This is a genomic window from Planococcus maritimus (genome assembly GCF_001687625.2).
Taxonomy (GTDB): domain Bacteria; phylum Bacillota; class Bacilli; order Bacillales_A; family Planococcaceae; genus Planococcus; species Planococcus maritimus.
This window is the reverse complement of sequence record NZ_CP016538.2, coordinates 223,906-236,219: the sequence shown is the minus strand read 5'-3', so window position 1 is coordinate 236,219 and position 12,314 is coordinate 223,906. Positions and strand designations below refer to the sequence as shown.

The following is a 12,314-nucleotide window of genomic DNA, read 5'->3' as shown; positions in this document are numbered from 1 at the left end:
ATCTATATTCCTGCATGAAAAAAAGAAGGCCTGAGCCTTCTTTTTAGCAGGTTGTCGAGAAAGGTGAAAAGTCGTATTTTCCGAAGCTTATCGCTCGCTTTCCGTGGGCTCGCGCCCAAGCCTCCTCAGCCGCTACGCGCCTTGCGGGGTCTCGGTCGTCTCGCTGATCCACAGGAGTCGAGCGAACACTTCTCCAAATACTTAGAGAGGTTATTCTGTTGAAGAAAGCGAAAGACGCTACTTTTTCATAGTTGAGAGCAAACCATAGACTTCTTCAACACTCTGAAAAAAAAGAAGGCCGAGGCCTTCTTTTTAGTCATTCAACAAACTTCTGCGTTTGCGGATCTGGTATGTATTCAATTGCTGAAACAATTTAGGCACTGCCCGCTGGCCCGCCAAAAATTCCACAGCGTATTCGAAACTATAGTCTTTCGCTAGCTTGCGGATAATATGCCCCTCTAATTCAAAAGGTTCATCCAACAACTCAAAGCGACACAGTACTTTTTCGCGAAGCGCGATGTCAAAATAGCCGTCGAAAACCACTCCGCCCGCACTTAAATTGGAAATGTCTATAAGCACTTCCCCACCTTCTGGAACCACCAATTTCCCATCAATGGTCCGCACAAACGATACACGAAAGAATTCCCTTCGATTATCCTCCATTGCGGCGTATCTCCCTTCCCCCATACTGCTTACATATAAAGATTCAGCAGCAAACCTTTTATTTCCCCTATTGTATCCAGCACCCCAATATATTCCACTTCATTATCCAGTAATTGATCTTGCAGCGCAATTACTTTTTCATCAATGACTTTCACGAGTTGATGAGGCGGGGTCCCTTCCCCAAAATTTTCGGCAGCTTGGTCAGTCAGTTGCATCCCGTGGCGAAGCGATTCCTTGAGAAATTGTTTGATGGATTGTTTATACGCCACCACATTCTCCAGGGTCCTATGTTCCGCGAGCCGTTTGCCGGTTTGCTCCACATTTGCGAACAATGGCGTCAGTGCATCGCGGCGAAGTTCTGTGCGGGATTGCTTCATCACCTGTGCAAATCCGCCGCCTGATGGTTTTAAAGCGGCCGTATTGGGTTGTTCCGAAGGCCGCGGCCTTACAGCATCAATGCGCATCTTTCTCCCCCACCTACTGAATCTGTCTTTTCTTCTCTAATTGCACGGCGACTTCCGCTTCGCCGATCGGCAGTTCCAAAAGCTTCGCGATATGGGCAGCTGAAAAGCCCTGCCTCATCAATTGCCTCACTTGGTCCCGTCGGCTGGTTTCAACTGCAGGCACAACGACGTCATCAAGCGCACTTTCCGGTTGGACCGCTGGCACTGTCGGGAGATCCGCTTGTTCCCTTCCTGCCATTTTCGCTTCCGCCTGTTCCACGCGTTCCATCAGTTTATCGTACAAGGCATCGTTTTCCTGTTCGACAGCTGCGACAAACTCCGCCATCGCCGCCTCAAGCCGTTCGGACTCCTGCTCGACCATGAGTTTCCTCGACATCATCAATTTGACGTTCAGCAATACCAATAAAGTGCTGACCACTATCAATAGTGTTACCATCTGCTCCCTGCTTTCCTTCGCTTAATAATGTTCATGAACCGATAACATCGCTGCATGCAGCCGGAGCATCGCTTTAGAATGCAATTGCGATACTCTCGAAACGCTGAGCCCGAGAATTTCAGCGATTTCGGTCAGCTTCATCTCTTCAAAATAGCATAAGGAAACCGTCAATTTTTCTTTTTCTGGAAGCTTGGCGATGGCTTTAGACAAAGCGTCTTTCGTCAATTGCCCAGACAGCTCTCGTTCCGGAGAACCGGCGACAGCGCGCGGCAATCGATCTTCCATGTTCGCCTGATCATTGTCCATCGACAGCATCGCCGATAAGGCAGCTTCCGACACGGCACGATTGAGCTCTGCTTGAGTCATCCCCAAATATTCGCTGACTTCTTGGTCGCTAACGCTCTCGCCTTTCTGTTGTTCGAGTTCGGCGTATGCTTTTTCGATTTTCTTAACCTTGTCCCGCAGCGAGCGCGGCAGCCAGTCGCTTTTTCGAAGTCCGTCGATGATCGCCCCTTTGATGCGCCAGGCGGCATAGGTTTCGAATTTCCAGTCTTTGTCGGGCTTGAATTTGTCGAGAGCATCCAGCAAGCCTTCGTAGGCGTAGCTTCGGACTTCATCTTTATCGACGGTTTTCGGCAGGCTGATGAGAAAGCGTTGAATCACATAATCCACCAAGGGCAAGTATTTTGCGACCAAATAATCGCCGGCGTCCTGGTCCCTATGCTGCTGCCAGTTGTCCCATTGCGCCAGTTCTGCATTCGACAATTTCTGATTTACCAAGCTGTCCACCCCTCTTCCGCTATGCCTTTATTTAAAGAATAATTTCATGACGAATCCCCGAAGCCCAATCTTGAACGGCGACGGCATCTCCAGATACTCCGCGGTGAGCGTACGCAGCGCCTTGCTCGCCGCACTGTTCGGATGGGCCAGCAAGAACGGTTGTTGCAATTTTACTGCTTGCGGTACGTGGAAATCCGATGGCAAGATGCCGAGCGTCCGGATGTCTTTATCCAGGAAATTCCCGGCGACTTTCGTGAAATTCATGGCTGTCTGCTGTCCTTCTTTGCCATCGGTGCATTGATTGACGACGAGTCGGATCGCCAAGTCTGAATCTTTGGCGTGCATCACCTTGACGACCGAATAGGCATCCGTTACCGAGGTCGGTTCAGGCGTCGTAACCAAAAGCACTTCATCGGCCGCGAGCAAAAAGCGCATATTGTTTTCCGACAAGCCCGCTCCTGTATCGAGCAGCACAAAATCCACTTGTCCTTGAAGGCTTCCGATTTGTTCCATGAAGTGTTTCATTTTATCCGCACTGATTTCAAGCAAGCCCGAAAACCCTTGCCCCCCGGCAATCAACTGCAAGCCGAGCGGTCCTTTTTCGATAAGCTCTTGGATCGATAATTGCTTGTCGAGCATGCCGGCAATGGTTTGTTTTGGAACGTGGCCGAACAGAATATCGATATTGGCAAAGCCCAAATCAACATCGATAATCAGCACCGATTTTCCTTGTTCGATCAACGCGAGCGCGAAATTCAAAGTGAAATTCGATTTGCCGACGCCGCCTTTTCCGCTCGTTACAGCCAAGACACGGGTGTTGAGTGTGCCCGGCTTGGCATTTTTGCGTGTCATCTTTTCCCTTAACTGAATGGCTTGGTCACGCATGGCGCAGCTCCCCCGCAATGTAATCGGCAATTAGGCTTGGCGTTGCCGCAACCAAATCGTCCGGCACGTTTTGGCCGGTCGCGATGCGGCGAAGCGGGATCCGGTAATGATGCAATAAATTCAAGATGACCCCGGCAGAAGCCGTTTCGTCTTTTTTCGTCAACAATAACTCGTCGATTGATAGCGCACCGAAGTTTCCAATGATATGAACCATGTCTTCGTATTTCGCTGTTAAGCTGAGCACCAAGGTCGTATGGATGTGTTGCGTATCCGGCAGCAATTTCTGCAAATCCTGAACGTATTCAGCTTGCTGGTAGTTGCGCCCCGCCGTGTCGATCAAGATGACGTCGCATGCCTTTAAGGCTTCAAGCGCGCCGGCCAATTGTTCACGGGATTCGACTACTTCTACCGGCACATCGAGAATCTCGCCGTAAGTTTTCAATTGCGCTACGGCGGCAATGCGGTACGTATCGGCAGTGATCAATCCGACGGTTCGCTTGTGTTCAAGCAATTGTTCAGCGGCGACTTTCGCGATGGTTGTCGTCTTGCCGACACCCGTTGGTCCGATAAAACAAGCGATCGAAGGCGAGTCGTTTTGGACGGTTTGCTGATGGTGTTCGATAAAACGGACCAGCTCTGCATGAAAGGCTTCTTGTACCGGTTTATCGGATTCGACAGTTTGCAATAGCTCAGACAGCAGCTCCGTCTGTACCGCCTCATCCACGCCTTGCTTTTCGAGCAAACGGCGCATCGGGCGTAACGGCTCAGGCAAGCGGTCTTCTGGGCCTTCGTGCATCATAAGCCGTTTCAAACTTTTCAATTCTTCCATTACTACATCGGTGTCCGGTCTTTTTGGTTCGGTTGTTTTTGGGACTTCGACAGGCTGTGATTTCGCAGCTTGTGGTTGAGGGGCTGTTTCTTCTGCTGTCTGGACCGCCGCCGTGACTTCCAGGCGCTCTTTTTGGAACAAACCAAACAAGCCGCCCGTTTTCACTTTTTTCGTATTCAAGATGAGGGCATCGTCGCCCAAATCTCTTTTGATGAGGACCATGGCTTCAGGCATTGTAGCGACGCGGTAAGTTTTTAATCTCATGGGATATTCACGACTCCAACACTTTGAATTTCGATTTCAGGTTCCAATTCGTTATAAGACAAGACCGGCAGATCCGGCGCAAAGCGTTCTACGAATTGGCGCATATAAATGCGGATGGCTGGCGAAGTTAGAAGGATTGGTTGGACGCCGTTTTGCTGAAGCTGTCCCGCCTGCTCCGTGATTTTCTGGAAAATTGTCTGGGACGATTCCGGATCGATCGATAGGTAATTGCCCTGCTCGGTGCGATGGACCGACTCAGCGAATTTCTTCTCCAAGCTCGCTCCTGCCGTAATGACTTTTAAAGCTTCATTATCCGGCGCGTATTGGCGGGTGATTTGTCTAGCGAGTGCCTGTCGCACATATTCCGTCAGCAAATCGACGTCTTTTGTTTGCGGCGCGTAATCTGCCAAGGTTTCCAAGACGACCAGCAAATTGCGGATCGATACTTTTTCCTTCAATAATTTCATCAGCACTTTTTGGACTTCGCCAATGCTCATCAAATTGGGGATCAACTCTTCGACGACAGCCGGAGCAGAATCCCGGATGTTTTCAATCAGCGACTTCACTTCCTGGCGGCCGACGAGTTCGTGCGCATGGCGTTTAATGATTTCCGTTAAATGCGTCGACACGACAGACGGCGGATCTACGATGGCGTAACCGGCCATCTCCGCTTCTTCTTTCATGTCTTCATCGACCCATAACGCCGGCATGCCGAACGCGGGCTCGATCGTTTCAATGCCGTAAACATTCTCATCATCGACCCCTGGGCTCATCGCGAGATAATGATCGAGCATAATATCACCGCGCGCCACCCGGTTGCCTTTGATTTTGATAACGTATTCGTTTGGCTGCAATTGGATATTGTCGCGAATGCGGATGACCGGGACGACAATGCCCAGTTCCATCGCACATTGCCGGCGAATCATAATGACCCGGTCCAACAAATCGCCGCCTTGGTTCTTATCAGCGATGGGAATCAAACCATAGCCGAATTCAAATTCAATGGCATCGACATGAAGCAAGTCCGTGACGCTTTCTGGGCTTTTCAATTCAGCTGCTTCTTTTTCGTTCGGGTCGCTGTCTTTCTCGACCGCTTCCTCAGCTTTAAGCGTCCTTTCCATTCGGAAAGCGCTGAAGGCAATAACGCCGGCGACCGGCATAATAAGCAACGGATTGATCGGCGTGAAAATCGCGAGCATCATCAAGGTACCGGCAACTACGTAAAGCATTTTCGGGAAAGCGAATAATTGACGCGTGATATCCGAACCAAGGTTACCGTCCGATACCGCACGGGTGACGACAATCCCCATCGCCGTCGAAATCAACAGCGCCGGGATTTGGCTGACGAGTCCGTCGCCGATCGATAGCAAGGTGAACAATTGCGCCGCTTCTGCGATCGGCAAACCGTGGACGATGACACCGATCATCAAGCCGCCAATGATATTGATGATGGTGATAATGATGCCGGCGATGGCATCGCCTTTAACGAATTTACTGGCCCCGTCCATCGCGCCGTAAAAGTCCGCTTCCTGTCCGACTTTTTCGCGCCGTGTTTTCGCTTCACGGTCCGAGATCATTCCCGCACCTAAATCAGCGTCGATACTCATCTGTTTGCCGGGCATGGAATCGAGCGTGAAACGGGCGGCAACTTCTGCTACCCGCTCCGAACCCTTGGTGATGACGAGGAATTGGATAATGACTAAGATCAAGAACACCAAGATCCCGATAATGGCACTGCCTCCGACCACGAACGAACCAAATGTTTCGATGACTTGCCCGCCGGTTTGATTGGTTAAGATCGAACGTGTTGTGGAGACGTTCAAGCCGAGGCGGAACAAGGTTGTCAGCAAGAGGAGCGTCGGAAAAATCGAGAACTGCAATGGCTCTTGTGTATTCATGGCCACGAGAATGATGGTCAGCGCCAAGCTGATATTGATCATGATTAAAATATCCAATAACAGCGGCGGCAGCGGGATAACCATCATGATGACAATCATGATCACCGATACCAATATCGCATAATCTCTAAATTTCAAACTGCTTCCTCCTCTTTCTTGTTGCTGTTTAGCTATGTATGTTGAAGTTAAGTCGGGATATTCCGCAAAACAGCTGGCTTTCCGGGGGGCTCGCGCTGAACTAATTCGGGCTAGCCGCCCGAATGGATTTCAGCACTTCACTGACCCCCCAGGAGTCTGCGCTGTTTTGCTCCATATCCTTTTATTGCAATGATTTAAAAAGCGGAAGGCGGCGACTAATGAATAAGCGAGAGGCACTTGAGCTTGTTCATTACACCGTAAAAACTCACGAAAGCTTCCCTTTCAAAGCATAGATATAGGCGAGGACTTCGGCGACGGCTAGGAATAGTTCTTCCGGTACGGTGTCGCCGATCGATACTTGCGCATAGAGCGAGCGGGCGAGCGGCTTGTTTTCCATTGTCACGATGCCGAGCTCTTTCGCTTTTTCTTTGATCTTGAGCGCCGTGAAATCTCTTCCCATGGCGATGATTTTCGGGGCTTCCATCGTCTCGGCGTCGTATTGGATTGCGATGGCGTAATGCGTCGGGTTGGTAATGACAACATCGGCGTTTGGCAAATCTTGGATCATGCGGTTCATGCTCATTTGGCGCTGCTTTTCCTTGATCTTCTGTTTGATCAAGGGGTCGCCTTCTGCCTTTTTGTATTCATCTTTAATGTCTTGTTTCGACATCCGGATGCCTTTTTCGAATTCGTATTTTTGATACAAATAGTCAAGCGTCGATAAGGACAGCAAGATCAACGCCGCGATCATGCCCATCTGGACGACGAGTCCCCCGACGAGGCTTAAAGAATCACGCAGGTTTTGCCGCGATAGCGAGAAGATTTGTTCTTGCCCCGCCCATAGCACTCCAAAGGCGGCACCTCCAATAATGGCGATTTTCAGTAAAGACTTAGCCAACTCCACGAGGGCGCGGACCGAAAAGATTCGTTTGGCGCCTTTGATCGGGTCGAGCCGTTCGAGCTTTGCTTTTAAGGGCTCGGCTGTAAACAACGGGCCAACTTGGACGTAATTGCCAAGAAATCCGAAAACGACGCCGACGACCATAATTGGCACGATCACCAAGAACGCATCCATCGCCAATTGCTCGAACATGAGGCGGATGGTGTCTGGCGTGATGTCCCAGCTGATGTATTGGATGTAATTGATGCGGTAAATAGCGAGCAATTGGTCTAACATCCAATCCCCTAGAAAGCTCAGCAGGAGAATGCCGCCGAGCATGATGAGTGCTGCTGCGACTTCCTGGCTTTTGGCCACTTGGCCTTTTTTGCGTGATTCCTGGCGCTTTTGCGGCGTCGCTTTTTCGGTTTTTTCACCAGCAAAAAATTGCAGGTCCAATGGATAGCGTGTCATCCTATCCGCCTCCCAATAAGCTGATTAATTCGCCCATGCTGACCATCATTTTGTCGAAAAGGATTTGCAGCAAGTAAAAAAACACCGTCATCGTCAGCAGCAACAGCACAAATCCGACAAAAATCTTCAAGGGCAGCCCCACCGCAAAGATGTTCAATTGCGGTACGGTTTTCGCTAAGATCCCAAGCGCCACATCGATCAAAAACAAGGACGCGACGATTGGCAGCGAAATCTGGAAAGCGATGATGAACATTTCGATAAACAAGTCGGTCATAAAACGCGCGATGGCTCCAGGAGCGACCGACAAAAACTCTTCCGGGGGCAAGGAACGCAAACTTTGCATCACGCCGTCAAGCATCATGTGATGGCCGTTTACGGTCAATAAGAACAATAAGGCGAGCGTGTATTTGAATTGGCCGATAATCGGCACCTGTGCGCCGGTCTGCGGATCCAAGACGTTGGCAATCGCGAAACCCATCTGAAAATCGATGAACGACCCGGCAATTTGCACTGCATACAGCAATAGCGCAGCCGTAAAACCGAGCGCCAGCCCAACCGCAAGTTCCTTGAAGATCAATAAGGTATAGCCCCCGTCGATCACCAGCGCGGTTTCCGGTGACCAGGCCGTAGTTGCGATGAGTGCGAGAAAAGCCGCGATACCGATTTTGAATTGAGTGGGCACTCCCTTCATCGCAAACAGCGGCGCAATGAGGAAAAACGAAGTCAGGCGGATAAGCACGAGCAGGAAAAACGGCAGCAGAGTAAGAGCCTCATTCAACATCGCCGCTTATCCGACGAACCGCGGCAGCTGCTCAAACAAATCGCGCGTATAATCCAGGAGCATCGTCAGCATCCAGGGGCCGAAAATGACCAGCGATAGAAACACGGCCAGTATTTTCGGGATGAATGCCAGAGTTTGCTCCTGGATTTGGGTCATGGCCTGAAACACGCTGACCAATAAGCCCACTCCCAAGGCGATAAGCAAAAGCGGAGCTGAAATGAGTATGATGAGATAAATGGATTGTTCTGCTAGTTTGATGACCATATCCGGCGTCAAATAAATTCTTCCTCTCGCTAAAAGCTGACAAGCAGCGATTCGATGATTAAATACCATCCATCCACCAGGACGAACAATAAAATTTTAAAAGGCAGGGAAATCATGACCGGCGGCAACATCATCATCCCCATCGCCATCAAAGTTGATGCGACGACCATATCGATGATCAAAAACGGGATGAAGATGACGAAGCCGATCTGGAACGCCGTCTTCAATTCGCTAAGTGCAAATGCCGGGACCAAGGACGTCAACGGAATGCCTTCAATGCCCTCCGGCTTTTCGAGTTCGGCGTATTTGAAGAATAAGGCCAAATCTTTTTCACGCGTATGCTGGGCCATGAATTCTTTGATCGGCAAGATAGCCGCATCAAGCGCTTCTTCTTGTTCCAGCTCTTCATCCAAATATGGCTGCAAGGCCGTGTCGTTAATTTCTGTCGCAACTGGTGCCATGATGAAAAATGTTAAAAATAGCGCTAAGCCGACCAATACTTGGTTAGGCGGCATCGACTGTGTGCCGAGCCCTGTCCGCACGAAGCTCAAGACGATGATGATTCGCGTAAAGCTCGTCATCATGATCAAGATGCCCGGGGCAAGTGATAAAACCGTGAGCATCAATAATAATTGCAAAGTCGTCGAAACATCGCCAGGGTCGTTATTATCGAGTGAGATGCCGGGAATGGCCAATAACAAGTCAGGAATCATCGTTGGTCCTCCCCGTCATCTGCGCGTTTCTCGCCGAAAGACAAGCGCCGCTCTTTTTGCTTCTCCAAACTGCGGTTGAAATACTGCTCGAAATTTCCAAAAGGCGCTTTTGCTTTGCCGTTATTGCCGAATAAAACAGATGCTGCCGGACGTTGTTGTTCTAGATCTTGCTCTAACGCCGCAATCTCTTCAGGCTCTAAAAATTCTTTAATGAGTGTCACTTCATTGCCGACACCAATCAAATAGAATTGGCCGCCGACTTTGACCAGCTGCAGCGATTTGTTCTGGCCGAGCGGCGAACCGCCCATCAGTTGAATCGCCCGCTGTGACTGCCCGCCTTTTTGGCGCATCGCCAAAAACTTGATGAGGCCATAGATCAAGCCCACAATCAGCAGCGTATAAAAAATCAATTGGCCGATAATCAAGCCGAAACTTTTTTCTTCAATCTCCGGCACCGCTTCCGCCTCAGCCGGCTCACTTTCGCTTGCCGGGTCTTCTTTTAACCAATCGGCTACGTTTCCCGTCTCTGCAGACGCTACTGGTGCGGCAAGCCAAAGGGCAGCGAGCGTTATGAGTAATAAAATCCAATGTCTGTAATTCACACTTGCCGTACTCCTTCGCCTTGCATCAACGCAGTTTGGAAATGCGCTCTGCCGTACTTAAGATATCTGTCACACGCACGCCGAAATTTTCGTCGATGACGACGACTTCGCCAACTGCGATCAATTTATTGTTGATGAGAATATCCACTGGCTCTCCCGCCAGTTTATCGAGTTCGATAATCGAGCCTTGTGACATTTCAAGGATGTCTTTGACCATTCGCTTCGTGCGGCCAAGTTCTACCGTCACTTGCAATGGGATGTCTAACAGCATATCAAGGTTGTTCGGCGCCGATTGTTCAGCGGTAATATCGTCAAAGCTCGAAAATTGGACCGACTGGACACTCGGTCCATTTGCTCCTTCCGGCTGTTGCGTTTTTTCCGGCGGTTGTTGATCGTTTGATGGCATACCCTGTCCCTCCTTTACTTCTTCTGCATGTTCTTCGCAGCCTGCCAGTTTTTCGACAAGCTCTCGGCAAGGGCCCGCCGGCAAATACATACGGAATGCGACGTTTTGGTGGTCGCCGACAGAAAGCGTGAACAACGCCTCCGCAAACCATTGTTCTTTCGTGAAATGGGTAAATGGAAATTGTTGTCCGGTCTCTAGAATGTCCATCCCTGATAAGGAATAGCCTGCCTCTTGGCCAGTCACCATCGATAAAGCAGACGCTGAAGCTGTGAATAAGCGCGACAGCATGTCTTGAACCGCAGCGAACAAGGCTTCCTCTTCTGTTTCTCCAGTCAACTGAGATGCCACCGCGTGAGCGTCTGTTTGGTCCAATGTCACAATCTGAGGCATTTTGACAAAGCCAGTGTATTCTCCAAGTGCTATATAGACCGGCGTCTCCATTTCTGAAAACAAGGCTTCTTTGCTTTTTACCGTCCAAACGGGTCCTTCGATGGCGGACGTTTCTGGAAACAGCGAATCTTGCAACACCGCGGTGCCGCCAAATGCCGTACAGAATAGCTCTTTCAGCACATCGAGTTCATGGCTGCCCAAAGCATCAGCTGATTCCGTTCGCTCCGGCTTGTTTAGCAAGCCTTCCATTTCTTCTGGTGATAAACGCTCATCCTTCATCGTAAAATTCCCCTTCCCCGCACAAGCCGGTAATTTGGACCGCTAACCGGCCTTTCGAAGTCCCAGGCTGTGCCAGGAATTTCTGCTTTTGGTCCACATACAGTTTGACCGGCGCATCCACCGATTCATTCAAACGGAGAACATCGCCTTCTTTTAAATCCAGAAAATCCTTAATATCGACCGTCACTTCTCCGAGAACCGCAGCAATGTCCATCTTCGTTCCATGGAGGCGTTTTTCTAAGGCTTCCACTTCCTCGTGTTCAATCGCTTTTTTCTGGCTGGCGAGCCAATGGCGGGCCGATAATTTCGGCAAGACATGCTCGAGCACCAAATGCGGCAAGCATAATTGAATTTTCCCTTCCGTGTCGCCGATCTTGGCCACCAAATTGACGATAATGACAGTTTCGTTCGGCGAAGCCATCGGTAAAAATTGCGGATTTACTTCAACTTCTTTTAATTCTGCCGATAATTCTATTACAGAGGTCCAAGCTTCCTGAAAGCAGCCCAATGACTGGTTGAAGATTCGGTTGATGACGCTGATCTCGATTTCAGTCAAATCGCTCGACCGCTGCACGACGTTTCCTTGCCCGCCAAGCAGGCGGTCGAACATGACATAAGCCACTTCCGGCGAAAATTTCATCACCATGCTGCCTGTCAATGGTTGGGCTTCAAAGACCCCAAGAATCGACTTTTTTTCGATTTGCTGAAGAAAATCCGTATACGCGACTTGCTCTACTTTTTCCGTCGTGATTTGCACGTAGGTGCGCAGCTGCGCCGAAAAGTAAGAGGTCAATAATCGCGCGAAATTTTCATGGATACGGGACAATGTCCGGATCTGATCTTGTGAAAACCGCAAAGCTTTCTTGAAATCGTAGGTATGAATATTCTTGTTGCTCAAATCCTCCGCATCCTTTTCTGAAAAATTAGGTTCCATGCTGACTCTCCTTACTCTTCCATAGGTGCGTCGTGCAATTTCGGAAGGATGTTGATGTCCCGGTAGTAAGCCGTCACTTGGCCGATCACCGTTTGCACCGGCTCCAGTACATGGACTTTCCTTCCGGTTGTCAGTGTAATGACCGTATCCGGCATCGCTTCAATCCGTTCGATATAGACCGCATTCAAGACGATTTCAGAACGGTTCAGCCTCGTTAAGCGAATCATAAAGTTTCAC

General features: G+C 49.8%; 15 protein-coding genes. All 15 read right to left on the bottom strand.

Going from position 1 to position 12,314, the window contains the following annotated elements; translation table 11 throughout:
- Positions 1–312: 312 nt before the first annotated feature.
- Positions 313–663 (bottom strand): PilZ domain-containing protein, encoded by a 351-nt coding sequence (locus BBI11_RS01305; protein WP_068459886.1) that lies wholly within the window; start codon positions 661–663, stop codon positions 313–315.
- 29 nt (positions 664–692) lie between these two features.
- Positions 693–1,127 (bottom strand): YaaR family protein, encoded by a 435-nt coding sequence (locus BBI11_RS01300; RefSeq protein WP_068459884.1) that lies wholly within the window; start codon positions 1,125–1,127, stop codon positions 693–695.
- Positions 1,128–1,140: 13 nt separating this feature from the next.
- Positions 1,141–1,563 carry a hypothetical protein gene (locus BBI11_RS01295; RefSeq protein ID WP_068459882.1) on the bottom strand — a complete coding sequence of 141 codons (423 nt, stop codon included), beginning with the start codon at positions 1,561–1,563 and terminating at the stop codon, positions 1,141–1,143.
- A gap of 21 nt (positions 1,564–1,584) precedes the next feature.
- Positions 1,585–2,343, bottom strand: a complete 759-nt coding sequence (locus BBI11_RS01290; protein ID WP_068459881.1) for a FliA/WhiG family RNA polymerase sigma factor — start codon at positions 2,341–2,343, stop codon at positions 1,585–1,587.
- Positions 2,344–2,370: 27 nt separating this feature from the next.
- The gene (locus BBI11_RS01285) at positions 2,371–3,195 is read right to left on the bottom strand and encodes a MinD/ParA family protein (RefSeq protein WP_237150304.1); all 825 of its coding nucleotides are present in this window, start codon (positions 3,193–3,195) and stop codon (positions 2,371–2,373) included.
- 25 nt (positions 3,196–3,220) lie between these two features.
- On the bottom strand, positions 3,221–4,321 hold the full coding sequence (gene flhF, locus BBI11_RS01280; RefSeq protein WP_068459877.1) for a flagellar biosynthesis GTPase FlhF: 1,101 nt from the start codon (positions 4,319–4,321) through the stop codon (positions 3,221–3,223).
- Positions 4,318–6,357, bottom strand: coding sequence for a flagellar biosynthesis protein FlhA (gene flhA, locus BBI11_RS01275; RefSeq protein WP_068459875.1), 2,040 nt, complete (start codon positions 6,355–6,357; stop codon positions 4,318–4,320). Before flhA ends, flhF begins: the two co-directional genes overlap by 4 nt.
- Before the next feature lie 265 nt (positions 6,358–6,622).
- Entirely contained in the window at positions 6,623–7,708 is a 1,086-nt protein-coding gene (gene flhB, locus BBI11_RS01270; RefSeq protein WP_068459873.1) for a flagellar biosynthesis protein FlhB, read from the bottom strand.
- 1 nt (position 7,709) lies between these two features.
- Complete coding sequence (gene fliR / locus BBI11_RS01265; RefSeq protein WP_416383644.1) at positions 7,710–8,486, bottom strand: flagellar biosynthetic protein FliR; 777 nt, start codon at positions 8,484–8,486, stop codon at positions 7,710–7,712.
- 9 nt (positions 8,487–8,495) lie between these two features.
- A complete protein-coding gene (gene fliQ / locus BBI11_RS01260; protein ID WP_068459868.1) occupies positions 8,496–8,765 on the bottom strand; it encodes a flagellar biosynthesis protein FliQ in 270 nt (89 codons plus the stop codon).
- Positions 8,766–8,782: 17 nt separating this feature from the next.
- On the bottom strand, positions 8,783–9,466 hold the full coding sequence (fliP, locus tag BBI11_RS01255) for a flagellar type III secretion system pore protein FliP (protein ID WP_068459866.1): 684 nt from the start codon (positions 9,464–9,466) through the stop codon (positions 8,783–8,785).
- On the bottom strand, positions 9,463–10,068 hold the full coding sequence (locus tag BBI11_RS01250; protein WP_068459864.1) for a flagellar biosynthetic protein FliO: 606 nt from the start codon (positions 10,066–10,068) through the stop codon (positions 9,463–9,465). The genes fliP and BBI11_RS01250 overlap by 4 nt, the downstream gene beginning before the upstream one ends.
- Before the next feature lie 25 nt (positions 10,069–10,093).
- On the bottom strand, positions 10,094–11,143 hold the full coding sequence (gene fliN / locus BBI11_RS01245; protein WP_068459862.1) for a flagellar motor switch protein FliN: 1,050 nt from the start codon (positions 11,141–11,143) through the stop codon (positions 10,094–10,096).
- Positions 11,133–12,077, bottom strand: coding sequence for a flagellar motor switch protein FliM (gene fliM / locus BBI11_RS01240; protein WP_068459860.1), 945 nt, complete (start codon positions 12,075–12,077; stop codon positions 11,133–11,135). The genes fliN and fliM overlap by 11 nt, the downstream gene beginning before the upstream one ends.
- Before the next feature lie 11 nt (positions 12,078–12,088).
- Positions 12,089–12,304: a flagellar FlbD family protein gene (locus BBI11_RS01235; protein ID WP_068459858.1), complete on the bottom strand. Its 216-nt coding sequence runs from the start codon at positions 12,302–12,304 to the stop codon at positions 12,089–12,091.
- Between the last annotated feature and the right edge of the window lie 10 nt (positions 12,305–12,314).